The sequence below is a fragment of the [Enterobacter] lignolyticus SCF1 genome (genome assembly GCF_000164865.1).
Taxonomy (GTDB): Bacteria; Pseudomonadota; Gammaproteobacteria; order Enterobacterales; family Enterobacteriaceae; genus Enterobacter_B; species Enterobacter_B lignolyticus.
This window is the reverse complement of record NC_014618.1, coordinates 1,802,132-1,828,562: the sequence shown is the minus strand read 5'-3', so window position 1 is coordinate 1,828,562 and position 26,431 is coordinate 1,802,132. Positions and strand designations below refer to the sequence as shown.

Annotated in this window: 18 protein-coding genes; 10 read left to right on the top strand and 8 right to left on the bottom strand. The window is 53.8% G+C overall.

The window, feature by feature from the left end:
• Positions 1–39 precede the first annotated feature (39 nt).
• From ENTCL_RS08480 to ENTCL_RS08470, 3 genes are all read right to left on the bottom strand, one after another.
• The gene (locus tag ENTCL_RS08480) at positions 40–372 is read right to left on the bottom strand and encodes a type II toxin-antitoxin system PemK/MazF family toxin (protein WP_013365706.1); all 333 of its coding nucleotides are present in this window, start codon (positions 370–372) and stop codon (positions 40–42) included.
• Positions 373–630 (bottom strand): AbrB/MazE/SpoVT family DNA-binding domain-containing protein, encoded by a 258-nt coding sequence (locus tag ENTCL_RS08475; protein WP_013365705.1) that lies wholly within the window; start codon positions 628–630, stop codon positions 373–375.
• Positions 631–914: 284 nt separating this feature from the next.
• Positions 915–1,379, bottom strand: a complete 465-nt coding sequence (locus ENTCL_RS08470; RefSeq protein WP_013365704.1) for a hypothetical protein — start codon at positions 1,377–1,379, stop codon at positions 915–917.
• A gap of 456 nt (positions 1,380–1,835) precedes the next feature.
• Here ENTCL_RS08470 and ENTCL_RS08465 point away from each other — a divergent pair, with 456 nt between their 5' ends.
• The 6 genes from ENTCL_RS08465 to ENTCL_RS08440 all read left to right on the top strand — a co-directional run bounded on the left by ENTCL_RS08465 (position 1,836) and on the right by ENTCL_RS08440 (position 11,944).
• Positions 1,836–6,695, top strand: coding sequence for an NACHT domain-containing protein (locus ENTCL_RS08465; protein ID WP_013365703.1), 4,860 nt, complete (start codon positions 1,836–1,838; stop codon positions 6,693–6,695).
• Positions 6,692–8,116: a hypothetical protein gene (locus ENTCL_RS22860; RefSeq protein WP_013365702.1), complete on the top strand. Its 1,425-nt coding sequence runs from the start codon at positions 6,692–6,694 to the stop codon at positions 8,114–8,116. Before ENTCL_RS08465 ends, ENTCL_RS22860 begins: the two co-directional genes overlap by 4 nt.
• Positions 8,117–8,287: 171 nt before the next feature.
• Complete coding sequence (locus ENTCL_RS23635) at positions 8,288–8,638, top strand: hypothetical protein (RefSeq protein WP_157865534.1); 351 nt, start codon at positions 8,288–8,290, stop codon at positions 8,636–8,638.
• Between the two features lie 167 nt (positions 8,639–8,805).
• Positions 8,806–9,914 (top strand): IS3 family transposase gene (locus ENTCL_RS08455; RefSeq protein WP_157865533.1). Its coding sequence is split into 2 segments (ribosomal slippage): positions 8,806–9,067 and positions 9,067–9,914, totalling 1,110 coding nucleotides; the frame shifts between segments, so codons are not numbered across the junction.
• 702 nt (positions 9,915–10,616) lie between these two features.
• Complete coding sequence (gene yajD, locus ENTCL_RS08445) at positions 10,617–10,964, top strand: HNH nuclease YajD (protein WP_013365700.1); 348 nt, start codon at positions 10,617–10,619, stop codon at positions 10,962–10,964.
• A gap of 62 nt (positions 10,965–11,026) precedes the next feature.
• Positions 11,027–11,944 (top strand): M14 family metallopeptidase, encoded by a 918-nt coding sequence (locus ENTCL_RS08440; RefSeq protein ID WP_013365699.1) that lies wholly within the window; start codon positions 11,027–11,029, stop codon positions 11,942–11,944.
• 67 nt (positions 11,945–12,011) lie between these two features.
• Here the strand turns inward: ENTCL_RS08440 and ENTCL_RS08435 are convergent, their stop codons facing one another.
• A complete protein-coding gene (locus tag ENTCL_RS08435) occupies positions 12,012–12,932 on the bottom strand; it encodes an N-acetylmuramic acid 6-phosphate etherase (protein WP_044611924.1) in 921 nt (306 codons plus the stop codon).
• Between the two features lie 175 nt (positions 12,933–13,107).
• Here ENTCL_RS08435 and ENTCL_RS08430 point away from each other — a divergent pair, with 175 nt between their 5' ends.
• Together ENTCL_RS08430 and dcuR are read left to right on the top strand one after the other, a co-directional pair.
• Positions 13,108–14,709, top strand: a complete 1,602-nt coding sequence (locus ENTCL_RS08430; RefSeq protein WP_013365697.1) for a sensor histidine kinase — start codon at positions 13,108–13,110, stop codon at positions 14,707–14,709.
• Positions 14,706–15,425 carry a two-component system response regulator DcuR gene (gene dcuR, locus ENTCL_RS08425; RefSeq protein WP_013365696.1) on the top strand — a complete coding sequence of 240 codons (720 nt, stop codon included), beginning with the start codon at positions 14,706–14,708 and terminating at the stop codon, positions 15,423–15,425. The genes ENTCL_RS08430 and dcuR overlap by 4 nt, the downstream gene beginning before the upstream one ends.
• Here dcuR and ENTCL_RS08420 read toward each other — a convergent pair.
• Positions 15,406–16,359: an FAD:protein FMN transferase gene (locus tag ENTCL_RS08420; RefSeq protein WP_013365695.1), complete on the bottom strand. Its 954-nt coding sequence runs from the start codon at positions 16,357–16,359 to the stop codon at positions 15,406–15,408. The genes dcuR and ENTCL_RS08420 overlap by 20 nt on opposite strands.
• Positions 16,360–16,416: 57 nt before the next feature.
• Entirely contained in the window at positions 16,417–19,194 is a 2,778-nt protein-coding gene (locus ENTCL_RS08415; RefSeq protein ID WP_013365694.1) for a flavocytochrome c, read from the bottom strand.
• Between the two features lie 621 nt (positions 19,195–19,815).
• On the opposite strand from ENTCL_RS08415, the gene ENTCL_RS08410 reads away from it, so the two are divergent.
• Positions 19,816–21,327, top strand: coding sequence for an anion permease (locus ENTCL_RS08410; RefSeq protein ID WP_071841387.1), 1,512 nt, complete (start codon positions 19,816–19,818; stop codon positions 21,325–21,327).
• Positions 21,328–21,384: 57 nt separating this feature from the next.
• Positions 21,385–23,037, top strand: coding sequence for a class I fumarate hydratase FumA (fumA, locus tag ENTCL_RS08405; protein ID WP_013365692.1), 1,653 nt, complete (start codon positions 21,385–21,387; stop codon positions 23,035–23,037).
• A 610-nt stretch (positions 23,038–23,647) separates the two neighbouring features.
• On the opposite strand, the gene ENTCL_RS08400 is transcribed toward fumA, so the two are convergent.
• Together ENTCL_RS08400 and ENTCL_RS08395 are read right to left on the bottom strand one after the other, a co-directional pair.
• Entirely contained in the window at positions 23,648–25,333 is a 1,686-nt protein-coding gene (locus tag ENTCL_RS08400) for an NAD-dependent malic enzyme (RefSeq protein ID WP_013365691.1), read from the bottom strand.
• Between the two features lie 21 nt (positions 25,334–25,354).
• Positions 25,355–26,299, bottom strand: a complete 945-nt coding sequence (locus ENTCL_RS08395; RefSeq protein WP_013365690.1) for an AEC family transporter — start codon at positions 26,297–26,299, stop codon at positions 25,355–25,357.
• Positions 26,300–26,431 lie beyond the last annotated feature (132 nt).

Sequence of the window (26,431 nt, the reverse complement as noted above, 5' to 3'; positions counted from 1 at the left end):
CAGGCTTTTTGCTTTTCCGTATTCCGGAACCAACGACCGTCAGGTCAGGATGGTCGCCAGTCTTGCCAGCACGTCGTTGATGATCCCGTCAGGCAGACGCTCAAGCCGCTTACCGTGTCTGGCCGCCATATCAATGGTTCTCGGCTGATCGCAGCGAATGACGCCCGTTGTTTTCGTTCCCGCCCCATCCAGAGACACGGCGAACCCCGCAGTACGGGCAAAGTTCCCACCCGTTGTTATCGGAAGAACCACGGGTAACCGCGTGATTTGGTTAAACGCAGCCGGAGAAACGATAAGCACCGGGCGTTTTCCGCTTTGCTCATGTCCGGCGGTAGGATCAAGCGAAACGAGCCAGACCTCTCCTCTCTCCATTTACAGAAGCTCCCTCCCGGCGGCAGGCGAGTCAACCCATTCTCGCTCTTCATCGCTGATTTCAGCCTGCGGATCGCACTGCGCCAGCAGCTCCGCCAGCGAATACTGAGGCCGCTTTTGCGGTTCAATAATGATGCGACCATTATCAATGGTCATGCCGACTTCGCTGTCTGCCGACAGCGCCAGCGTTTTCAGCACGGCGGGCGGGACGGCCAGCATGACGGATCCGCCGACCTTTTTCAGGCGAGTGGTATACATAGAGCACCTCCAAATATTATATTTTAATATAACATCAACAGCGGTTGGTGCGCAATTTTTGGTCAGACTCATGGTGGCTGGTTTCCTTAGCGTAACGACGCGTGAAGCATTTCGTACAGTCGGGAGCGTAATGTGCGACAAAGAAAGCCGATAATAGAAAGCTGCCTTTGCGGTTCAAAGGAATATGACGGTTTGGATAGACAAAATGCGGCGCAGCTTCCGTATTCGGAGTGCGCCGGAGGGATATCAGCTATAGCTGGAAAACCAGTCTGATTGCATCATATCTACACCTCGCCGATAGATTTCACGCCGTCGGTAGTACGCAGCCAGCGCGGGGCTTTCAGCCCTTCGACAAAGTACCAGACCAGCTCACACAACAATCCAGTCAGGGTTTGTTCTGTCTTCGGCTCCATCGCGCGTTCCATCAAGAGCTGGAGCAACGCGAGGCTGTATTCGCACAACAAATCAGGCTCGGGATCAACGTGTTGCGGCGCAGCGGGAGGTGTGTCAACGGTCAGGCTTTCCATCAGATGCGGTGGGATGGGATCGTTGAGCGTGGGTTGCAGCAGCGCAAGGCTGGCGTGCAGCCGCCCGCAGAGCGCCAGCCGCAGCGCGGGTTCGTCGGTTTCTATCAGGGCTTCAGCGAAGCGGGCGCAGTAGTCGGCAAGGACGGTGAAGTCCGTGGCGGCGCTGAAGGGAACGGACAATAAATCGAGTAAATCGCAGTCAGGGGTGAGGATTGTAGCCACAGGGCAACCTCCACTAAGTGGTATTTGAATACCGCCAGCGGAGAGGTCAATCTCACGGGTGGCGGAACCGGACGGGGTTGACCTTACCGGCCTTAGTGACACCGGCGCGTCTTGCGACGCCCCCGCCCGGCCCGCCATTGAGGTGCAGCCGTGCGCACGACACAAAAAAAAGCGCAGACGCGCCATTGTGTCGTCACTAAGAGGTTCAGGAGGTCAAGCCCGACGCCTGATTTTGCAGGCGCGGGGGAAGGATACTGCGATTGGGGATGAGCGGCAAGGGGTGTTTGTGTACGACGGCCATTACGATTTACGGCTTGTTTCACCTCATGAATTTTCCAGCAGATTTATCCCTTCATTTTTTATGTCTTTGTTTTATTATCGAACTGTTCATAAAATAAGAACCAGCAGCAATAACGCCAGTGCATTCGCACTGCATTCATTATACGAAGGTGGAACTTGTCTGATACGAATCTGAACGGTCCCGCAAATGGTGGGGGAGCAGCAACCAGTGGCGGTATTTTATTTGAGCAAAAACTGGGCGCTCACTTTGCTGCTCAGATACTGTCTGGTAGCCGACTGGATGCACGATTAGGATTGGGCGAGGCTTCTCCCGTCTGGCTGCGTTTTGAAACCGAAGCGCCGGTTGACGATATATTGGTCGCCACATCCGCAGAGGGTTTTATCGCTGTTCAGGCGAAAACAACGCTTTCACTTTCAGATGATAAAGCAAGTCCTTTTTACCGGACTGTGGAGCAGTTTGTCCGGCACTGGCTAACATGCCGGGATGGTAATGGTTCTCTGGAATGGAACCGGCCTCTTGATTCCAGTAAAGATCGTCTGGTTTTAGCCGTAAGTACCAGAGCACCAGCTTCAATTCGGGAAGATCTTCCTGCTGCCTTATCTCTTTTTTCTCAGCACGGCTGCGGAGCAATGAATCAACAGCAGGTAAAGGTGTTCAGCATTTTTGAGAACTGTATTTCCACGGTCTGGAACAGCATAACGTCTGATCCCCAGCCTCCTCATCTTGCTTCTGAACTTTGCCGCCTGGTTGTTGTTTTGATTGTAGATGCGGGAAATATGACGTCACCGGCCTGTTTACAGCTTGCTCAGAGTCTTGCTGAAGGTTCAGATGCAGCGACAGCATTCAGTATTTTTACCGACATTTGCGGAGAAATGATGTCCCGTCGCGGCGGCGGCGATCTGTCAGTATTTCGCAACGGACTTGCGGGAAAAGGGATCAAACTCGCTGCGTCTCCTCGATACAAGAATGATATTGCCCGACTACAGCAGCATTCTCAGGAGATTGCTGATTCCCTTAACCGATATGAGGCCATTGAAAGTCAGATAGGTCAACCCGTTACCCTTCGCAGAGAATGCCAGAGTGACGTTGAGCAAGCCGTACAGTCAGGTTCACTATTGATCATTGGTGAACCGGGGGCCGGTAAAAGCGGAGTGTTGAATGCGCTGGCCCGCAACCTGCGCAATCGCGGGGACGATGTTCTTGAACTGGCAGTCGATCACTATTCGGTTGAGTCACTCGAAGGACTGAGCCGTGAGCTCCGGCTTGACCATAGCCTGACGGATGTACTGGAAGCATGGGATGGCACTTCTGACGGCTGGCTGATTATTGATGCACTGGATGCGACCCGTGGAGGCAAAGGTGAGGCCGTTTTTCGTCCTCTGATTGAACAAGTACTGAATCAAAAGGGGCGATGGCGTGTTATTGCCTCTATTCGCAGTTTCGATTTACGTATGGGAAGGAAACTTCGCGATCTGTTTAAAGGTCATCCTCCAGTGGCCGAACGTGCCGATATGCAGTTTTCTTCGGTTCGCCATATTGTTATTCCACCACGCTGGTCAGATAAGGAATTCAGCCGGTTACTGGAACAATCAGCGGCGCTGGCAACAGCACTGGGTCAAACTTCTGACAGGCTTCACGATTTAGCGAAAGTACCGTTTAATACACGATTGCTGGCAGACCTGGTTTCGCAATATGCGGATATTAATCTGAGTCGTATTTCATCCCAGAGCGAATTATTAAAACTCTACTGGCAGTACCGCGTTGATCAATATGGGCTGAATGCCCAACAGTGTCTTAAGGTACTGGTTGATCACATGATTGGTACGCGTTCACTCAGGGCACCCTCCCTGTTGACGGAAGCGGATGCTGACATGATTGATACACTCTCTCGTGAAGGCGTTGTCGTCAGGGATGCTAACGATCGCTGGGTGCAGTTTCGTCATCATCTGCTCTTTGACTATGCAGCGGCAAAAGTTTCATTCGATCCCGACGCACTCATTGCGGGAACCTTGCGTTTCCCTAAACAGCAGGCGCAGGGATTGATGCTTTCTCCCGCATTGGGTTTTGTGCTTCAGGAAATTTGGGATTATGACGAAAATCATCACAGTTTCTGGCAGGCTGTAAGTCATCTGGTTAATGATAACGATGGCGATCCGATTATCCGTAGTTCAACAGGCCGGATTGCGGCTGAATATCCTGTTGCACAAAACGACCTGCTCTGGCTTGCTGAACGTGTGGCAATGGACGATCAGAACGTTATTTCCACGCTCGGCCATCTCTGCGGTGCTCTGGCAATACGATTTGAAGATGAAAAAGAAGTGGCCCTACTTCCATGGGTACATCTGGTATCGGCTTTAACGCCTGAAATCGATAAGGTTGCCGAGACGTTGCGATTTTTGCTGCACCCGCTGACTAAGCGGGTGACTGCTCCTGATTTACGCAATATGCTGGGTACAGCCAGTCGAACAGTGCTTTCTTATGGCTTTAAGCAGAGTGAGCCGGGCTATTTTGTCAGAAGTGCTATCCCCTACGTTGCAGATACGATCAATACCGATGTTGATGCATCTTGTTGTTTACTGGAACAGATTATTTCCGTCGAACGTCTCCAGCATTTTGGTTCAGAAGAAGTTCCTGTACTCTGTTACAATATCAAAAAAATAGCAGATCGTGCGCCTGCGTTTGTTGCCAAAGTATTCGGGTTTGTCTATAGCTACGATGTCACCGAAGAACGGGAAACAACGCTGGGAAACAGTCGAATTCTGCCTCTGAGATCAAATGCCCGACAGGACTATGAATCGGCACGCTATTCACTCGGTGAGTATTTCTCCCGTTTTCTCGAACAACACCCCGATCAGGCTATTGATGCCGCCGTCAGTGCTTTAAATGGATATGTTGCCCGGCGTCATCCTGTCGATTCCCCTGTGATGCTTTTATCCATTTCCGGGAATGATATATCTCTTAAAGCCGATCACAGCCACATCTGGGCGTACAATCCTACAGGCGAACACGCGCATGACGGAGAAGTACTGGTTAAGAAACTATTTCAGCATTTGAAAAGTACGACTGAAGCAGACGTGTTAGTTCTCGCACAACTTATTCGTCAAAAAGCCTCACTGGCAATCTTCTGGGCCAGGCTCTTTCTGGCAGCAAATGAACGTAATGATAGCCTAGTTGATTTTCTCTGGTCCATTGCAGCGCAGGAAGCGTTTATCCGGAACGAAGATACTCGTAAAGATGCTATCGATTTGGTCAGCAAAGGAATTGCCCGGCGTCCAGTGGAGGAACGGCAAATGCTGGAGAATACAGCATTCCAGTATAATTTCTCTGGCTATATTTACCCGGAAGAAGCAAAGGAACGACTGTTATATCGCCTGTTCAACGCGATTGGCGCAGATAATCTTTCTACTGAAGCAGCCCGGGAATTTCTGAAAAATACGCGGGGGGATAATGACACATCAGGCAATAAAAGACTTTTCGATGTTTCCCCGGTCAGTGTTAGTACGGATATACCTTATGATTTTATCGAAGGTTTGGATCGAAATGAACCAGCCAATGCTATGCTTATCAATGCTGTCAAAACAACAAAAGCTGCGCTGGGGCTAACAGCGAATAATACACTTTCGTCTGAATTATTGCTGGAAGATGTTTTTGGCATTCTCGAGCAGCTTCGCGAACAGCTCAACTCTGCAAGTATTCATCCCTATGTACGCACAACCGCAGAGGATGTTATTGTTCAGGCCTGCTCAGCTGTTGTTGGACAAAAATTATTACCGCTTGTAAATGCTAACCGGGCAGATGAACTAACCTCTCATTTTTTGGCTCTATTACATATGACCTCGCGTGCAATATCTCCAACGGTCAATGAAGATACCGAGGATGATTTTGCAAACAGCGTCAGTTGGGGCTCTCCTGCACCGAGGATTGATGCTGCACAAGTTTTTCTGGATGTTATTCCTTTACGTCCCGATTTGTACGACCGACTGAAACCTGATATCGAAAGGGTACTGATTGACCCTCACCCGGCCGTTCGCCTTCAGGCATCAATACGCCTGTTACGGTTGTGGGATATTGATCCAGATGGCGTATGGCGCTATCTGAATGAACGCGTGGAGCAGGAAATCAATACCGGCATAATAGAGCATATGGTTGGGTATGGGATAAGATATCTGTTATATACCGACCCGATGCGCTCTTTCTGCCTTATTCAGAAACTGCTGGGACGCTTTAGTCACGATCCTGAACGTCAGAAACGTATTCGCAAGATAGTTAGCATCGATCTGGTAATTCTCTGGGTAAACCATGAAAACAGAGAAGCACACGATATTCTTCAGTGCTGGATCGCCGCTCCCACTGTTTATAGTGATGAGCTTAATCAAATCTTGTTTACATTAAGGGATAGATTCGTTCTTGGTTTTGCCGAACAGAGTACGCAGAAGGATATCGGAATCAGACGCCGGGCGTTAGATATGGCCTATAGCATCATTGATGCTGCCGGGAAAAAACTGGAAGAGTACGTCCCACGTACTGACCTGACAGAGACTAACCAGGAAGAAGTAAGACGCTGTTTTGCAATTATAGATGGAGCATGTCTACAACTTCGCTTTGCTTGTGAAGGAAAACATAATCCTGCCAAGCCATTAGTAGAACATGAAGAACTTAAGCAATTTATAAACGAAACTGAATTGCACATGCGGCGCATTGGTGATTGCAGCACGCCACAGACCATTTACTACCTTCTGGAATTGCTTGAAACACTGGTTCCTGTCGATCCAGCCAAGTGTTTTGATCTGATGGCTCATGCATTACATCACGGAACAAAATTTGGTTTCCAGAATGAGCATATGGGGATGGTACAACTGGTAAAAATGATGGGTGTCTTTCTTGCTGACTATAAAACTATTTTTGAAGATGAGCACCGACGCGCCCGCTTGATAGAAAGTCTGGATATTTTTATGGATGCTGGCTGGCCCGCTGCCAGACGTCTGCTTTACCGGTTACCGGAATTGATCCAATGAACGAGCAGCAACTGCGTAACTCGTTTAAGCATGCTCTGAGTAACTTAATTAATGAAGTCACTCAGAGTATTGATAGTGGGGAGTCTGACCCCTATGAAAAATCACGTGCCGATACATTACATGAGCATAACACTCGCATTCTATTTTTCGATCGTCTAATGACGCTTCTGGGTTGGAGTTTGGGCCCGAAAGGTAATGTGGCTGAAGAAGTAAGAATAAAAGCAGAAACTATGCGCTTCATGGATTATGTTGGTCTAAACGAAGATACTAAAGCACCTTTAATTATTTTTGAGGCAAAGGCGTGGGATAAACCTTTTGTTTCTGCACGAAAATCTGAAGAAAGATCTACAGATGACGATCTTATAGTTGCTGCAATCCGTCATATCCTTAATGATGGACCAGATAATGAATCACCTGTATTAAATCAATGGCACGACTATCTTAAACAAGTTATGGGTTATGTCCGTACCATGAAAACAGAATATAATCATGATACTCCTTGTGCCGTTCTGTCTAGTGGGAAATGGACTGTTATATTTACAAACCCTGTTTTAACATTTGTTAACGGAAGAGTAAGTACAAGTAATATTAAAATATTTAGACTTGAAACATACAATAACGATGCTGATATTTTATTTGATCTTCTGCACCATTCGGTTTTAGCGAATGACATTCCTTTTCTTTCACGGCCTACACAAATAAGAGAATATCTTGAAATTGATTCAATTACAGCTACATTTTATGGTTTACATGTTCATTATGAAGAAACAGGGAGCAAGTTTTTTGGCCCTAAACCAAGAGTGTTAATTTATCCAATATTAATTCTCCAACGGATGGATGGTGTTTTTGCATTCATATCAAATCATGGGAAAAATAGCCCTCTTGAATATACGAGAAATAACGACTCACATCCAGAAAACCTTACAGAACATTTAGATTCTATTATCTCCTGTATTGATGAACTTCATCATAACTGTGAAAAAGAATTAAACAGTAAATTAACAATTCAACCTGTTGAAGATTTCCCCGGTTTTCCATCAACATCCTCTATGAATCACTCACTGCTAATGGTGAAACCCATAAAAAATGCCCCTAACGCATGGTTCGTAGTTACTGGAACAGAAAAGCATTACCTACGTAATACAACAATAATCAAGTCATGTCGTTTTCACGCATGGGCGGACTGCCATGCTGAAGGCTGCGCCAATGGGACATCAGCCATTAGCATTCGCTCAACAGACCCTCGGGTTATCTTTATCGACAAGGAAATACACCACTGTGCTAACCAAACGGTATACGATCGTAAGAAGAAAAATTGTCATATTCTGTCGATAGATGAAAGGGTCTGCTGTCAAACATGCAACTACTTTAACTTGTGCTGGACACAGGCAGAGCAAGATAAATTGCCTTGTGGAAAATAATGGTGTTTATACGCATCTGTCGTGCCAACCAAATTCACCCAAGATATAAAATATTAATAGTGAAGGAGGAGTCCATAATGTTACCACTTGATAAAAAAATCACTTAAAAGAACCCGTTCCTATTACAATTATAAATGACGACTCTTTACAAGACCCGATTTTTCATCCGGGATGATCCTAGAAGCCTTGCATGGAAATGCTGATAACAATACAGCATCGCAATATCAAGGTATTCTATCAGTTTGGAGAAATATGATAGGTTATTTTAATAAGTCGCAAAGTGAACATGGATATGTTCAGAAGCTTCAATTAAAATCTGGAATTTGCGAACTAAAAACTCTATTAGATATACTCCCTCAGATGCAAAAAATAATTGCTAGCCATCCAATATATGACAAAGGTGGTTTAAGGCCATATATATCAATTACACAATCGGAATTAGATGAAGCAGGAATATTTTATAAAAAGATAAACATTGAAAAAAACAAAACAGCAAACAACATTCAAAAAAACAAGAAATAATACAGGTTCTCATTTCTCTGATGCACAAATTGCTAGGACAATTTCTAGCAAAAAGATGGATAAGCGTTCATCCAGAGATGAAAATATCTGACCCTGACCCGAAATCCTGCGCCATTCAGAAACAGAATTCCGGCATGATCTACACTCCCTGAACGGAGGTGGTGCCGATGAAAAAATCACGATTCACCGAAGAGCAGATTGTCTTTGCCCTGAAGCAGGCTGAACTGGGGACGTCCGTGCCGGACGTCTGTCGCAAACTGGGCATCTCCGATGCCACGTTTTACACCTGGCGCAAGAAATACGGTGGAATTTCCCCTTCGGAGCTGAAGCATATGCGGCAGCTTGAGGAAGAGAACCTCAGGCTGAAGAAGCTGGTTGCTGATCTCAGCCTCGACAAAGCCATGCTGCAGGATGTACTGGCAAAAAAGAACTGACGCTGGCACGCCTGCGTGAATGGGTCCGGGACCTGCAGGCACGCTACGGGGCCAGCGAGCGGCAGGTCTGTTTTGCGCTACGGATCAGCCGCAGCTCTTTCCGCTACCGTTCTGTGGCGGCAGACGACAGCGCGATCCGCCTTCGTATCAGGGAGATCACCGAAACCCGGGTCCACTATGGCTACCGCAGGGTTCACGTCATGCTCAGGCGGGAGGGCTGGCGGGATAATCATAAACGCATTTACCGGCTCTACCGCGAGCAGGGCCTGTCCCTGCGTCTCAAACGCCCACGCCGGAATAAATCGGCCCAGCGGCGACAACCCCAGCCTCAGGGGCTGTATCCGAATCATGTCTGGGGCATGGATTTTGTTTCTGACGCCCTATTTGACGGGCGTCGGTTACGCCTGCTGACGGTCATTGACCTCTACACGCGCGAATGTCTGGGGATCTGCGTGGGCCAGAATCTGCGCTCAACGGAGGTTGCCGAAATGCTGAACATCATTGCGCTCAGACGGCCCTTACCGCAGTTACTGAAAACCGATAACGGCTCTGAATTTGCAGGGAAAATGCTGGACAAATGGGTGTATGAACGAGGGATCCGAATAGACTTCTCACGGCCGGGAACACCGACGGACAATGCCACGGTGGAGTCGTTCAACGGCAGGCTGCGACAGGAATGTCTGAACGAGAACTGGTTCATGTCCCTGGAGGACGCACGGTGCAAAATCGAGGCCTGGCGCATACACTATAACCAGAGGCGTCCCCATTCTGCGCTGGGATGGATGACCCCGTCCGAATTTGCAGAAAAATCTGTCGGTTGCCAGAATATGCAGCCAACATGAAGCCGGTTATTCCTGATTATGACTGGAGCATATTCGGGGTCAGGATCATATGAAGACATTACTAACATCGGGGTGTACTAATCAACGGGGAGCAGGTCAATCATGGAATGAAGTTATTCTTTTATGGCAGTCATTAGAATTAAATAATTTCATAAATCTGATCACATCTATACACATTTAGATTTCATTAATATTCTACCAATCTATGAATGGTATCGATATGAAGAAAATGGAACAGTAAGAACCCATGTACCTCACATCGGGATAATTGATGAATCAGGCAAAGAAATTATCTGCATATTGCGTGAAAACATGCGAATAACATTATCAATAGACTTATCTAAGTGACCTTTGTAGAAGGTGGTCAGTCTGGCGGTCTTGACAAATTCGTTTTTTGTTTTAGTTTACCAATCAGCCAGCTAATGGCTACCGCGATCTCACTCAGAGGAGCCACATTCTGAAAAGCCTGCTTTCGAGCAGGCTTTTTGCTTTTCACTGCCATATCCATGTCTATCTCTCCCCTTTTGTGAAAACTAACCTCGCGTACTAACGCCTGCAGATATGCCGCCTTTACCCTGAGTAAGGCTGTTCTGCGCAAAAAGCGAATGCTATGCTGCAAGCAGCTCTCGCTGTCTGGATTGTCAGCGACGATTCAGAGAGCGCTATCGTAAAATTCTCTTTTTGTAACAGGTAACCCCGGCAATGGCTCTGATCCCCAAAAACTACGCGCGGCTGGAAAGCGGCTACCGCGAGAAAGCACTAAAAATCTATCCATGGGTATGCGGGCGCTGCTCGCGAGAGTTTGTTTATTCAAACCTGCGTGAGTTAACGGTTCACCATATCGATCACGACCATACCAATAACCCGGAAGATGGCAGTAACTGGGAGCTGTTGTGCCTGTTTTGCCATGACCACGAGCACTCGAAGTACACGGAGGCCGACCAGTACGGCACCACCGTAGTGGCCGGGGAAGATGCGCAAAAAGATGTTGGCGCCGCAACCTATAATCCCTTTGCCGACCTGAAGTCGATGCTGAATAAGAAGAAGTAGTATCAGGCGTTGCCCGGCACGGGAGATGGGCAATTAACAGCGAAAAGGTGTCTGAGTAAAATATGACAAATAAACAGTTTTACCCGATCGGTACGCCGGGGCAGCCCTGGACTGAACGAGAGAAGCAGCTGTGGCAACAGAGTCAGACGCGTTCGCGGAGCTATAAGAACGATGTCCTCGACGTACTCGAACAGCTAAAACACCGCTATGAGATCGTTCAATATGGCGAGCTGCGCTACGGTGACGATCGCTATCCGCTGATGGCCGCGAAATCAAAAAACTGGGACGATAATCTGCCCGTCGCGCTCATTACCGGCGGCGTTCACGGTTATGAAACCAGCGGCGTTATGGGCGCGCTGAGTTTTTTAACGGAATGCCGCAGTGAGTACGAGGGTAAATTAAATTTACTTGTCGCCCCCTGCGTCAGCCCGTGGGCATATGAACGCATCGCCCGGTGGAACTACGATGCGGTTGATCCTAACCGGCAATTTTTCGCGCAAGGCAAGGCGGAAGAGTCCCGGGCGCTGATGAAGTTCACCGCGCCGCTGAAAGGCCAGTTTGCGGTTCACGTCGATTTGCATGAAACGACGGATACGGACGAAAGTGAATTTAGCCCGGCCCTCGCGGCCAGAGACGGGCTGCAGCCTGAGCCGACGCGTGTCCCTGACGGCTTCTACCTGGTCAGCGACGAGCAGAATTCAAGGCTGGACTTCCAGAGCGCCATCATAGCCGCCGTTGCGCACGTGACGCATATTGCCCCTGCGGAAGAGGACGGCACCATGCTGGGTTTTCCCGTCGTGAGCCCCGGCATTGTTGAGTATGACAATAACGCCTGGCATTTATGCTCGACGATGACCGGCGCGCCGTTTACGACAACCACTGAAGTTTATCCCGATAGCGCTGAAACCACCCCGGAAGACTGTATAAGAGCCCAGGTTGTCACCGTCCGCCGGGCTATTGATTTCGCTTTATCGAACTGATCCATCAGACCGGGCTTCTTCGCCCGGCCTGCCTTTTCGCGGGCTTTCTTCCTTCAGTGCGCCCGGTTCAGTGCGTCGTCATCGCCGTCCGGCCTTTCGCCTCCTGCAGCGCCATCCGCAGATGTTCGTTATTGTCAGCCAGCAGATCCCGCGCGTGCCAGGCGTCCAGCCCGGTCAGCAGCATCAGGATGGCGGTACGGCAGCTGTGGTTGCAGCTTTCCAGCGCCCGCTTCGCCTCGGCGCGCGGGCACTGCGCGGCCTCCATCACGATGGCAATTTGCCGCTCCGCCCAGTGGGTATCCGCCGCGTTAATATCGACCCGCAGGTTGCTGTAGACGCGGCCGGTGCGCACGGCTAAGGCGGTGGAGAGCATATTGAGGATCTGCCGCTGCGCCAGCCGCGCTTTCGGGTTGGCGAACCCGACCACCACTTCCGGCCCGGTCTGCGGCGCGATGACGATATCCGCGAGCTGCGCCACCTCGCTGGCGGCGTTTTGCGTAATCGTCGCCACCGTCGCGCCAAGCGACCCGGCGTAACGCAGCGCGCCCCATACCCACGGGGTTTTTCCGCTGACGGAAAGCCCCAGCAGCATGTCGTTGCTGTTGAAATCGAGAGTTTGCAGGTCGTTGATACCGCGCTCATAGTCGCTGGCCGCCGCCTCGCGCGCCTGTAGCAGCGCGTCGGCGCCGCCGGCAATCAGGCCAATCACCGCGTGGTGCGCTTCCGGGGCATATTCGCATGCGGCCTGCATCGCCGCGCGCCCGGAGGCGCCGGCGCCGACGATAACCAGACGTCCGCCCCGGCTAAGGGTGGCGATCGCGTTGTCGACTAAGCGGGTGATGTCCGGCAGGCAGACGGCAATGGCATCGGCGATCGCCCTGTCGTCTTGCAGGATCGTCGCCAGCATATCTTCAGTGGAGAGTTTGTCGATATTCTCCGTACAGGTATTACGTCGTTCCATCATTGAACCGGTAGCTTTACTGCTCATACAAACCTCCATTTATGTGCTTCCTTACATACTATAAGGTTATCCAGCGTCGCCTCCTGCGAGTAAGGTCACGCTTCATCGCCTGAATGGTTAGTTTTCCTGTCATTACGTGGCTTTATGAAACGCCCCTCATCTGCGATAATCAGCGCTTCCGCCGTTACACTCCGGGATCGTCATGAACGTTTTATCGCCCGCTCGTAAGCGCCCAATGAAACTCAGCACCACGGTGACGCTTATGATCTGCAGTGTGATCGGCACTGTACTGCTGCTGATGTTTACCCTGTGGTTCTCGCAAATCAGCAACGCCACCCGCGATGGCGTTAAAGACATGGCGCTGGCGGTGGCACGAACCCTCGCGGATAACCCTGAAATTAAGCGCGGCCTGACCCTGCCGCCGGACAGCAACATCATTCAGCCGCTGGCGCTGGCCGTCGCCAAACGCAACCACCTGCTGTTTGTGGTGGTGACCGATATCAACGGCAACCGCTATTCCCATCCCAACAGCCAGCTTATCGGCCTGCACTACATCGGCGATGACATCAACCCGACGCTAAAAGGCAAAGAAAACGTCGCCATTAACCACGGCATGCTCGGATATGCGCTGCGCGTCTACACCCCGGTGTTTAACGATAAGCGCCAGCAAATCGGCGTGGTCGCTATCGGCATTGCGCTGACCAAAGTCAACGATGAGCTCGCCCGCAGCCGCATCGATGTGCTGCTCACCATTTTGTTCAGCGCTCTGGTGTGCGCCGCAGGCACCTGGAGCCTGGTGCGGGTACTTAAGCGCGCGCTGCTGGGGCTGGAGCCGCACGAAATCTCGGCAAAGCTCAAACAGCGCCAGGCCATGCTGCACTCGTTAAAAGAGGGCGTGATCGCCGTGGACCAGAACGGCCAGGTCACGCTGATTAATCCGGCGGCGAAAAAAATGCTGCAATCGTCCGACAGCGATGAGACGGACGATGGTCCGCTGCTGGCCGAGCTCAAAGAGGTCCTGCAGCGCGATGAACCCATCTACGATCGCGAGATCAGCTGTAACGGGCTACTGCTTATCAGCAACACCGTGCCGATTCACTGGCAGGGCGTCATCGTCGGGGCGATCAGCACGTTCCGTGATAAAACCGAGGTCAGCCAGCTGCTGCAGCGGCTGGACGGTATGGTGAACTACGTCGATGCGCTGCGCACCACTTCGCACGAGTTCATGAACAAACTGCACGTGATCCTCGGCCTGCTGAATATGAAAAGCTATGACAAACTGGAAGAGTATGTGCTGCAAACCGCGCAGAACTACCAGACGGATATCGGCGCAATTCAGCAGCAGATCAAATCGCCGGTAGTGGCAGGCTTTTTGTTAGGCAAGATTCACCGCGCTCAGGAGCTGGGCTTTACCCTGACGCTGGCGGAAGAGAGCCGGGTGCCGGACAACCCCAGTGAGAAGCAGGTCACCGTGCTGGTCACCGCGCTGGGCAACTTAATAGAAAACGCGCTGGACGCCATGCGCGGGCAGCCGGAGGGTGAGGTCAGCGTACTGCTGCACTACCATAACGGCTGGCTGAGCGGCGAAGTCAGCGACGACGGGCCGGGTATCGCGCAGGTCAATATCGACGCCATCTTTGCTAAAGGCTTCTCAACGAAGGGCGATAACCGCGGCGTTGGGCTGTTCCTGGCGCGCCAGCAGCTGAGCGCGCTGGGCGGCAGCATCAGCGTTGAATCCGAGCCTGGCGTGTATACCCAATTTTTTGTTCATCTTCCCTGGGATAGTAAAAGGACGACGGCGTGATAAATGTACTGATTGTTGATGATGATGCCATGGTAGCCGAGCTTAACCGCATGTACGTCGCCAGAGTGCCTGGCTTTCGCTGCTGCGGTACGGCCTCTACCCTGCATCAGGCCAGGGAAATGGTTAACAACCCGCTGCTTGAGATTAACCTGGTGCTGCTGGATGTTTATATGCAGCAGGACAGCGGGCTGGATCTGCTGCCGACGATCCGCGCCAGCGGGCGGCCAATCGACGTCATCATGATAACCTCGGCGGCCGACGCGGCAACGGTGCAGACGTCGATGCACTACGGCGTGGTGGATTATCTGATTAAACCGTTTCAGTTTCCGCGGTTTGAAGAGGCGCTTAACGCCTGGCGTGAGAAACATAAGCTGATGACCGCTCAGCCGTATTATGAGCAGTCGGAAGTGGACCGTCTGCTGCACGGTGCCAGCCCGGAGGTTGCCGACGACCGCCGCCTGCCGAAAGGACTGACGGCGCAGACCTTACGCACCATCTGCCAGTGGATTGACAATCATCCCGGGTCGGAGTTTTCGACCGATGAACTGGCGACGGCGGTGAACATCTCCCGCGTCTCCTGCCGCAAGTATTTGATCTGGCTTGCGCAGATCAACATTCTGTATACCAGCATTCACTACGGCGCCACCGGCCGGCCGGTCTATCGCTACCGGCTGGTCGCCGAGCAGTACAACCTGCTCAAGCAGTACAGTCAGTAAGCCGGTAATCGGCGTCGAGGAGCGAAAAGCGAAACCGGCGCTGTGAAGAGAGGATAACGTCGCGGTTTTTGGTCACGAAAATCGCTTCGATATCCTCACGCTGGCGCAGTATGGCGCAGCCTTTTTCTACCCCCAGGCCGTACAGCAACGTGGTCCAGATATCGCCGTCCAGCGAGTCCGCTGAGATGACCGTCACGCTTTGCAGCGCATTGTCCAGCGGATATCCGCTGCGCGGGTCGAGAATATGGTGCCAGCGCCTGCCGTCCTGCTCAAAATAGCGCTCATACACGCCGGAGGTCACCACCGACTGTCCGTCGACCGCCATCACGCCCACCAGCGCGTCGTCAGCGGCGAACGGTTTTTTGAGCCCAACCGACCAGCGGCCCAGCGTGTGCACGTTGCCGCCGAGGTTAATCAACGCCTCGTCTGTCCCCTGCTGGCGCAGATAATCGCGCACCCTGTCGGCGATGTAGCCCTTGGCGATAGCGCCAAGGTCGATCTCCATACCCGGCTGCGTTAAAAACACGCTGGCGGCCGCATCGTCGAGCGCCACGTCCTGCGGGCGCGTCAGCGCCAGCCGGGCGGCTATCTCCGCCCCGGACGGCACGCGGCTGCCCTGAAAGCCGATGCGCCACAGCTTCACCAGCGGGCCGATCGCCAGATTGAACGCGCTGTCCTGCGCCAGGCTCGCAGCCTTCGCGCATTTGATAAGCTGGTACACAGGGCGGCTGACGGCGACCGGATGCCGTCCGGCGGCGCGGTTGATATCCATCACCTGCGATGACGCCCGGTTAACGGTCAGCAGATCCTCATAGCGCTTAATCAGTTGAAAAACCCGGGAGGCCAGCGCCTCATCATGGCGGGGGAGTTTAAGCAGGATCGGCGAGCCCATCAGGACGGTGGAATAGCGATACAGGCAGCGTTCATCAGACATCATGCGGTCTCCTGTGTGACGGCCCCGGCGAAAAATTGCCGGGGCCGATGCGCGGCGTTAGCCTCTGGCGCGTTTTGCCGCCTGCTGGCCTGCCAGTGTACCGAAGATAATGATGTCCGCCACCGCGTTACCGCCGATGCGGTTGCCGCCGTGGATACCGCCGGCGACCTCACCCGCCGCATAGGCGCCAGGGATCGGCTGCTGGTCGGTATTCAGCACCGCCGCGTCGGTATTGATAGTCACGCCGCCCATGGTGTGGTGCACGCCAGGCGCGATACGGATGGCGTGGAACGGGCCTTCGTTGATCGGCGCGCGCAGCGCGGTGGTGCGGCCAAAGTCTTCATCGTGCTGGCGCTCCACAAAGCCGTTGTAGCGCTCAAGCGTGGCGAGAAACGCGTGATAATCCATCCCCAGCTTCTCCGCCAGCGCGCGCGGCGAGCTGGCGCTGGTCACCAGCCCTTTGGCGATGTACTCGTCCGCGGCTTTGTTTTTCGCCCGCACGTGTTCATCAAAGACGATGTAAGCGTAATGCTCCGGCAGCGCGATGATCGACGCGGAGACCTTATCGCGGGTCTCCAGCTCGTTAAAGAAGCGGTTGCCCTGCTGGTTGACGAGAATAGCCCCGCCGCCGCGGATCGACTCCGACACCAGATAGGAGGTTTTCTGCTCCACCGTCGGGTGGATCTGGATTTCGCCCATATCCACCGTTCCGGCGCCGATGCGCTCCAGTAGCGCTATTCCGCCCCCGGTCGCCCCTTTGTGGTTGGTGGTGACAAAGCCGTCGAGATCGGGACGGTATTTCACCACCATCGCGCTGTTGGCGCTGAAGCCGCCGGTCGCCACCACGACGCTACGGGTCTGCACTACGACGGTTTCGTTCTCTTCGGTCAACAGGCGCACGCCGCTGACTTCATCGTTTTCCATCAGGATCTCATCGACGGCGGTATCGAGCATCACCTCAATGCCGCGTCGGGTGAGATTACGCACCAGGCCGCTTATCAGGTAACCGCCGACTGCCGACCCGTCGCGCGGACGATGGGTACGATCGATGCTCATCCCGCCGGTGGTGGTGATGTCATTAAGCATGATGCCGCGGTCAGCCAGCCATTCGATGGCCTGCGGCGCATTATCGACAAAACGGCGCAGCAGCTGCGGGTCATTCCTGTTTTTCCCGCCTTTCAGGCTTTCCTGATAAAACAGCTCTTTGCTGTCCTGAATCCCCTTCACCCGCTGGAAGCGGGTTTCCGCGGCGTTCATCCCGGCGGACGCTTTGATGGTGTTACCGCCGAGGGTCGGCATTTTTTCCACCACCAGCACCCGGGCGCCCTCATCGTGTGCCTGAATCGCCGCCGCCAGGCCTGCGCCGCCGCTGCCGACCACCACCACGTCATACGCTTTCGCGGTCGCCGCGTCGCCGCCCTCTTCCGCCGCCAGCGCCTTGCTGGATTTCAGCATGGCTTTGGCGACGGCTTTTTTCACCGCTTCGCTCTGGCTGGTGGCGCCGGAGATGGCGTCAACGTGCGGCGTGTTGGCGGTTAAGATGCGCTCACGGATCTCTTCAAAGCTGGTAGTAAACTCGACGCTGTCCACCGGGCTTGCCGCAAGCGCAATGTCGGCGATGCGATCGTTTTCCAGTCTTACGTTAATGACCAGCTCGCTGGCGTCATCCTGGACGGTTTCGACGAACATTCCCGGTTTGAAGCGGGCGTCGCCCATGCTCATGTCGCGGATCATCGCCTCCACCAGCGAGAAGCGCCACAGCGGCTCAGGAATATGCAGGGCTTCGCGGCAGGTGCTGTCGATAAAGAGCTCCAGACGCTCGCCGCTGGCGATGCGCGCCGTCCAGTCCGGGTAAGCGATACAGGCCCGGCCGACCGCCATCAGATCGTACCCGTGGTCCAGCCCCTGCTCGACATCCCCGGCATTCACTACCCCGCCCACGCCCATCACCGGCACCTGCGCCAGCGTTGTGCTGCGCATGGCGCAGTATTTTTCAATCAGCGGCGTGGGATCGGTCGTCTCGACGATTGACGGGCGCAGCGATGCTCCCAGCGAAAAGTGCAGGTAGTCCAGACCGCGCGCGGCAAGCTTCTCCAACAGGTACAGAGTGTCCTCAAAGCGGATGCCAGGAACCTCCAGCTCCTCCGGCGAAAAACGATAGCCGATGATAAACGCGTCATCGGCGTACTGACGGGCCATTTTATGGGTGATCTCCAGCACCGCCAGCGGGAACGTCACACGCTTGTCGCGGCTGCCGCCCCATTCGTCGTCGCGCTGGTTGGAGTTCGGCGAGTAGAACTGCTGGATAAGGTAGGTATTGGCGCCGTGAATTTCTACGCCGTCAAAACCGGCCAGGATCGCGCGACGTACGCCGTCGCCGAATTTATTCACCATTCCCTGCACTTCGTCAGCGCTCAGCGCTCGCGGGGTGGTGGCGCCGTCACGCGGCGCCGCCAGGGCGCTTGGCGCAACCGGCGTACGCCCGCCGATAAGCTGCGGGTCCACCATCCGGCCGCCGTGATAAATTTGCAGGATAGCTCTGGAGCCTTCACCTTTGATGGCCTCCGCTATCTTCGCCAGCCCGGCGATTTTGTCATCGTTGTCGATACCTATCGCGCCAGGGAATGCCAGGCCATGGTCGTCGATAAAACAGCACTCCACAATGACGGCCCCAATGCTGCCCGCGCGAACCCGGTAATACTCGACCAGCTCCTGGGTGACGGTACCGTCATAATATCCGGTACAGGTCGTCATCGGCGCCATGAGCAGGCGGTTTTTAAGCTCAGTTCCATTCGGCAAAGTAAACGGACGAAAAATGCGTTCGCTACTGGTCATAATAACACTCCAGATTTCAAATATTAAAAATTTCAGAATAAGGTGACGGAATGTCTTTTATTTATGGTTATTTATTCCTGTAAAGTCATACCAACAATATAACGCTTTTTTTAGTTACCAAACCAATTACGTTAGTTAATAAACTATTTAACCACCGCAATAGCGCCCACCCGCCATTGGTATTAGTTGATTTAAATATTAAATTTACAAAATCGATAAATATCATAACAATTAGCATACACTTGTTAATTGTTTTAAACTCAACAAAACACATAAAAATCAAATAAATAAAACAAGATCAAACGCCAGCCAGCAGAGATAGACGTTAACATTTAACGCGTTTCTGAGCATAAAATCGCCTCATCCTTTAGGGTTACTTAAAATAATAACAAAAGGTTTATTTGGTCGTTTTTGTTGATCTCAATCAATAGTCACCTGCGACGAATACGCAATATATAAATAACCAGCAAATTCTATTTAGCGCATTCCTCATCGCGTTAAATTATCGCCGTAAGAATAATCAAAACTGGATATTAATAACTAAAGAAAGTTTTGAAACTAAAAAAAGCAAACGATTATTCCAGGCGCAACCGTATTTTTAACTACTTGCAGATACTCACTATGACAGAGAAAAAAACACCCCCACTGCCTGCTGGCGCAGCAGGCGCCAAAGCGGTGGATACACGCCGCCTGCTGATGATGGCGCTGCCCATTATCGTCGCCGTGCTGCTGCTGTTTGTGCCGGTGCCGGAGGGGCTTCCTCCTTATGCCTGGCACTATTTCGCCATCTTTGTCGGCGTCATCGTCGGTTTGATCTTCGAACCGCTGCCCGGCGCCGTTATCGGGATAACCGGCGTGGTGGCCATCGCCCTGTGCAGCCAGTGGCTGCTGTTCAGCCCTGAGCAGCTGGCCGACCCGAAATTTAAGCTTGCCGGACAGTCCTTCAAGTGGGCGGTGAGCGGCTTTGGCAACTCTACGGTGTGGCTGATTTTCGGCGCCTTTATGTTTGCCGCAGGCTACGATAAAACCCAGTTCGGCCGCCGTCTGGCGCTGATCCTGGTGAAATATCTCGGCCGCCGCAGCCTGACGCTCGGCTATGCCATCGCCTTCGCCGACCTGCTACTGGCGCCGTTTACTCCTTCCAACACCGCGCGCAGCGGCGGGACCATCTACCCGATCATCGCCAACCTGCCGCCGCTGTATGGTTCAAAACCGAACGATCCGAGCGCGCGCCGCATCGGCTCCTATCTGATGTGGGTGGCGATCACCGCCGCCTGTATCACCAGCTCCATGTTCCTCTCGGCGCTGGCGCCGAACCTGCTGGCGCTGGCGCTGGTGAAAAGCACCGTCGGCATCACCATCTCCTGGGGCACCTGGTTCCTCGCCTTCCTGCCGCTGGGCATCCTGCTGATCCTGACCATGCCGCTGCTCGCCTACTGGTTCTACCCACCGGAGGTGAAGGTCAACAACGAGGTTCCGCTGTGGGCGACCCGCGAGCTGGAAAAACTGGGCAAACTGTCGCGTAACGAAATCCTGCTGCTGGTCTTCGTCTGCTGCGCGCTGATGATGTGGATCTTCGCCGCCGACTGGATTGAGCCGGCCATGGCCGCGCTGCTGATCATCGTCCTGATGCTGTGGACGGGCGTACTGTCCTGGACTGATATCACCGGCAACAAGGCCGCGTGGAACACCTTCGTCTGGTTCGCCACCCTCGTGGCCCTCGCCGACGGCCTTTCCACAACAGGCTTTATCGCCTGGCTTGGCAAGGAAGGCGGCGCGCTGATGCACGGTATTTCGCCAGGCGTCGCCACCATCGTGCTACTGCTGGCGTTTTACCTGCTGCACTATCTGTTTGCCAGCACCACCGCGCACACCACCGCGCTCCTGCCCGCCATGCTGACGATTGCCGCCACCATCCCGGGTATGAACATGAACGTTTTTGTTCTGCTGATGGTGACCTCGCTGGGGGTGATGGGGATCATCACGCCATACGGCACCGGCCCAAGTCCTATCTACTACGGCAGCGGCTATTTGCCGACCAAGGACTACTGGCGCCTCGGCAGCATCTTCGGCGCGATATTCCTCGCCGCCCTGCTGCTGATTGGTTATCCCTGGATGTCCATGATGTTCTGATTCATCACCGCCGGAAGCTCGCTTCCGGCGGTTTTATCTTTATGGAGAAAGTGAACGATGTCGACCAAACCCTTTACCTATCAACCCCCCTTCCCGCTGGCAAAAGACGAAACCGAATATTATCTACTCAGCCGTGACCACGTCTCCGTCGCCGAGTTTGACGGCCAGGAAGTCCTTAAAGTGGCCCCCGACGCGCTGACCCTGCTGGCGCAGCAGGCGTTCCACGACGCGGCGTTTATGCTGCGCGCCTCCCACCAGCAGCAGGTTGCCGCTATCCTGCGCGACCCGCAGGCCAGCGAAAACGACAAATACGTCGCCCTGCAGTTTCTGCGTAACTCGGACATCGCCGCCAAAGGCGTGCTGCCGACCTGCCAGGACACCGGCACCGCCATCATTATGGGGAAAAAAGGCCAGCGCGTATGGACCGGCGGGGGCGATGAGGCCGCGCTCGCCCGCGGCGTCTACAACACCTACACCGAGGATAACCTGCGCTACTCGCAGAACGCGCCGCTGGATATGTATAACGAGGTCAACACCGGCACTAACCTGCCGGCGCAGATCGACCTCTACAGCCTCGACGGCGACGAGTACACGTTTCTGTGCATCGCCAAAGGCGGCGGTTCCGCCAACAAAACCTACCTGTATCAGGAAACCAAAGCGCTTATCACCCCGGCGAAGCTGAAAAACTATCTGCTGGAGAAAATGCGCACGCTCGGGACTGCGGCCTGCCCGCCGTACCATATCGCTTTCGTGATTGGCGGCACCTCGGCGGAGGCGACCCTGAAAACCGTCAAGCTCGCCTCAACCCGCTACTATGACGGCCTGCCGACGGAAGGCAACGCCCACGGCCAGGCGTTCCGCGACGTTAAGCTGGAGCAGGAATTGCTGCAGGAAGCGCAGAATCTCGGCCTCGGCGCGCAGTTTGGCGGGAAATACTTCGCCCACGATATCCGCGTCATCCGCCTGCCGCGCCACGGCGCCTCCTGCCCGATCGGTATGGGCGTCTCCTGCTCCGCCGACCGCAACATCAAGGCGAAAATTAATCGCGATGGCATCTGGATTGAAAAACTGGAAAGCAATCCCGGCCAGTACATTCCCGAAGCGCTGCGCCAGCAGGGCGAAGGCGATGCGGTCCGGATTGACCTGAACCAGCCGATGAGCGCGATCCTGTCCCAGCTGTCAGCCTTCCCGGTTTCCACCCGGCTGAGCCTCAACGGCACCATTATCGTGGCGCGCGATATTGCCCATGCGAAGCTCAAGGCGCTGCTGGATAACGGCGAGCCGCTGCCGCAGTACGTTAAGGACCACCCGATCTACTACGCCGGCCCGGCCAAAACGCCGGAAGGATATGCGTCCGGTTCGCTTGGCCCGACCACCGCGGGACGTATGGATTCCTATGTCGACCTGCTGCAATCGCACGGCGCCAGCATGGTGATGCTGGCGAAAGGCAATCGCAGCCAGCAGGTGACGGATGCCTGCCACAAGCACGGCGGCTTTTACCTCGGCAGCATCGGCGGCCCGGCGGCGGTGCTGGCCCAGGAGAGCATCAAAAGCCTTGAGTGCGTGGCATGGCCGGAGCTTGGGATGGAGGCTGTCTGGAAAATCGAGGTCGAAGACTTCCCGGCGTTCATTCTGGTGGACGATAAAGGTAATGACTTCTTCCAGCAGATCCTTGCCTCTTCCTGCGCGGGCTGCAGCCAGCACGGCTAATTCCTTTCGCCCGGCGAACGAATCGCCGGGCAGCGTTATCCGCCAAAACAAAAAACCGCTTCCATCATGGAATAATGCCGATCAGTTAAGCAAAATAATGAATTTTTATTCATTATTTTACTTTAAAAGCCCGTATGAAAACGCAGTGGAATCGTTCTGTTCACTGAACCTCCTCTGCTTCCTGTCGGTTTCACTGCGGTGAACGTGTAAAGGGCGTTCACCGCCACGCCCTTTACAATCCCGGCTCCCGTTCCCTCCGGCTTCTTCTCCGCCTGCATGGGGCACGGGTGTTGAGTCCCCGCTGAAATCGGCGAACCGGAGACCGGATGACAAGGTCTGGACGCCAGGGAAGGCGGCCAGAGGCGACATGAGACAGGATGTCGAATGGAGCCGACCGCAGGCAGACGGTCGGGAGGTGAGCGTAGTGCGAAGCACCGATTTCGCCGCGGGGCCACGGGGATTGACAAGGGGGCCGTGGTGGCCCCCTTGTCCCGTTCACAGGATGTGAAGTCTCAGCGTCTGCAGGTCATCAGGTGAACGGAACAACCTGCAGTGCTTAACTGACAAGCATTACTTCTATCATGGAAGCGGTTTTTTTATCGCCTGAATATTACAGCGGCGCCCGCTTATACGCGGTGTAGCTGGCTTTCCAGTACGTTTTCTCGATGCTGATGAGCAGCTCTTCCTTGCTCATCACCGGTGCAACGCCGTCCTGCTGGGCGGTGCGGGCCACCTCAAAGGCGATTGCCCGGGAGAGCGGTTCAATCGCATCAACCGGGGGCAGCAGCCCGCCTTTTTCGGTGGTGGCCAGCGGCGAGTGCGCGGCAAGCGTTTTGCTGGCCGCCATCAGCATGTTCTCCGTCACCCGGGAAGCCCTTCCCGCCAGTACGCCAAGCCCGAGCCCCGGGAACACATAGGCGTTATTGCACTGCGCGATTTCGTACTCCTGTCCCTGATAAAAGACCGGCGCAAACGGGCTTCCCGTCGCGACCAGCGCCGCCCCTTGCGTCCACTCAATCACATCCTGCGGCTGCGCCTCCGCCCGGGATGTGGGGTTAGACAGCGGCATCACGATCGGCCGCGGGCAGTGGCGGTGCATCTCTTTAATCACCGCCTCACTGAACAGCCCAGGCTGCCCGGAGACGCCGATCATGACCGTAGGATGGGCGTTACGCACCACGTCCAGCAGCGAGAGGTTGGCGGCGTCTACGTCCCAGTGGCGAATGTTGTCCCGGGCGGTCACCAGGTTCTGCTGGAAATCGAGCAGATTCGGCATTTCGTCCGTCAGCAGACCAAAGCGGTCGACCATGAACACGCGGCTGCGGGCTTCGCTTTCGGTCAGGCCGTCATCCACCATCAGGGTGATGATTTTCTCGGCAATGCCGCAGCCCGCCGAGCCGCCGCCGAGGAACACCACGCGCTGATCGCGGATGCGCGTTCCCGCGGTTTTCGCGGCGGCGAGCAGGGTTCCGGCGGTAACGGCGGCGGTCCCCTGAATGTCATCGTTAAAGCAGCACAGCGCATTCCGGTAGCGGTTCAGCAGGCGAGTGGCGTTCTTTTGCGCAAAATCTTCAAACTGCAGCAGAACGTCCGGCCAGCGGCTCTGCACCGCCTCCACGAACATGTCCATAAACTCAAGATACTGCTCGTCGCTGATCCTCGGGTGGCGCCACCCCATGTACAGCGGGTCCTCAAGGTGCTTCGTATTGTTGGTTCCCACGTCCAGCATAATCGGCAGCGTGGACGCCGGATGGATCCCTCCGCAGGCGGTGTACAGCGACAGCTTGCCGATGGGGATACCCATTCCGCCCACGCCCTGGTCGCCGAGCCCGAGAATACGCTCGCCGTCGGTAACGACGATCACGCGGATATCGTGGCGGGAGAAGCTTTGCAGCATTTCATCAATATGATGGCGGTTAGGCCAGGAGATAAATAATCCTCTGGCGCGACGGTATATCTCGGAAAAATGCTCGCAGGCCTCGCCGACCGTCGGCGTATAGATGATCGGCAACGTGTCTTTCATATGCGTGCGCAGCAGGTTATAGAACAGCGTCTCGTTGGTATCCTGAATATTCCGCAAATAGATATGCCGCGAGATGTCACGCTTAAACTGGCAAAATTGCTCCCACGCCCTGTCGGTCTGTTCCTGAATCGTCTCAACGTTATGCGGCAGCAGGCCGTTAAGATTAAACGCCAGACGTTCGCTTTCCGTAAACGCCAGACCTTTATTTAACAGCGGGTTTTCTAATAATACAGCGCCACTGTATGGTGTATACAGCGTTTCCTTAATTAACATACATACTCCTGAACAGATCTCTTATGAAACCAAATAAATCATTAAGCCTTCAGTCACCACGCCAAGCGCAGTGCCGATTAAAATGGAGGACGAAGCGCTTTCAATATAGGTATCGCTACGTAACGCAAACATACCTGCGGCAATCGCCGAAGGCGTCGCGCCGATAATAATCACCTGCTGCATTAAGGTATGACTTAAACCAAACGCCAGGCCGGCGGCCGCCATCAGCCCTGGCTGAATCAAATTCTTAATGCTGATATTGGTAAAGGTCTGCACATTGAGCGTCGGGCGCTCGCCGTAGAACAGCAAACCCAGGGCGAACAGCGAGAGACCGCCCGCGACCTTCCCGACCATCTCGATAGGCGAGCTCAGCAGATGCGGCAGCTGTACGCCCGCGAGGCTTAACAGCACGCCGGAAATGGGGATCCAGACAATCGGATTTCTGACGGCTTTCAGCAGATTTTGCATGACCAGCCTGGCGGGATGCAGATCGTCGTGGGCGCCTCCTGACTTATCTCCCATACGAATCAGGATGATAGTCAGCGGAATCATGAACACGCTGGTGACTAAGTTGCCGATCAGCACCCCGAGAAAACCTTCAGGACCAATCAGCACCGCCAGCACCGGCGCGCCAAAGTAGGCCATATCCGGGAAGGCGCATACCAGCGACTGTACCGCGCTGGTTTTAATGTCATGGCGGAACACGTAGCGTGAAATAAGCAGCGTCAGGAAATAAGAGCCCATCAGCCCTATCACCAGCACGGCCATAAACGAAAAGTTTTTGATTTTATCCGGGTTAGTATTCAACGCGCCGATAAACAGATGAAACGGCAGCGCAAAGCGGATCACCACGGTGGCTAAGACCGAGGCATCCTCACGACGTGTGTAACCTAATTTTCCGCTTAACCATCCAAGTAACATAATAAAGACTAAAGGAAACAGAGATTGTAATAGTAATGAGGGCATGAAAACTCCTGACAGTATAATAAGACAGGGATATAGCATTGTGTCGGTGGCTAATTTAACGATCACCCACAAACCTTGTGGTGACTAAACTCACATTTATCCCTGTTTAAATACTTTCACTGCAGCTACTTT

Excerpts from the sequence above, each read along its gene's own strand:
- ENTCL_RS22860 (WP_013365702.1), top strand. The coding sequence starts at position 6,692 with ATGAACGAGCAGCAACTGCGTAACTCGTTTAAGCATGCTCTGAGTAAC.
- yajD (WP_013365700.1), top strand. The coding sequence starts at position 10,617 with ATGGCTCTGATCCCCAAAAACTACGCGCGGCTGGAAAGCGGCTACCGC.
- ENTCL_RS08475 (WP_013365705.1), bottom strand. The coding sequence starts at position 630 with ATGTATACCACTCGCCTGAAAAAGGTCGGCGGATCCGTCATGCTGGCC.
- ENTCL_RS08480 (WP_013365706.1), bottom strand. The coding sequence starts at position 372 with ATGGAGAGAGGAGAGGTCTGGCTCGTTTCGCTTGATCCTACCGCCGGA.
- ENTCL_RS08415 (WP_013365694.1), bottom strand. The coding sequence starts at position 19,194 with ATGACCAGTAGCGAACGCATTTTTCGTCCGTTTACTTTGCCGAATGGA.
- ENTCL_RS08440 (WP_013365699.1), top strand. The coding sequence starts at position 11,027 with ATGACAAATAAACAGTTTTACCCGATCGGTACGCCGGGGCAGCCCTGG.
- ENTCL_RS08435 (WP_044611924.1), bottom strand. The coding sequence starts at position 12,932 with ATGAGCAGTAAAGCTACCGGTTCAATGATGGAACGACGTAATACCTGT.
- ENTCL_RS23635 (WP_157865534.1), top strand. The coding sequence starts at position 8,288 with ATGATCCTAGAAGCCTTGCATGGAAATGCTGATAACAATACAGCATCG.
- ENTCL_RS08400 (WP_013365691.1), bottom strand. The coding sequence starts at position 25,333 with ATGTTAATTAAGGAAACGCTGTATACACCATACAGTGGCGCTGTATTA.
- ENTCL_RS08395 (WP_013365690.1), bottom strand. The coding sequence starts at position 26,299 with ATGCCCTCATTACTATTACAATCTCTGTTTCCTTTAGTCTTTATTATG.
- fumA (WP_013365692.1), top strand. The coding sequence starts at position 21,385 with ATGTCGACCAAACCCTTTACCTATCAACCCCCCTTCCCGCTGGCAAAA.
- ENTCL_RS08430 (WP_013365697.1), top strand. The coding sequence starts at position 13,108 with ATGAACGTTTTATCGCCCGCTCGTAAGCGCCCAATGAAACTCAGCACC.
- ENTCL_RS08420 (WP_013365695.1), bottom strand. The coding sequence starts at position 16,359 with ATGTCTGATGAACGCTGCCTGTATCGCTATTCCACCGTCCTGATGGGC.
- ENTCL_RS08410 (WP_071841387.1), top strand. The coding sequence starts at position 19,816 with ATGACAGAGAAAAAAACACCCCCACTGCCTGCTGGCGCAGCAGGCGCC.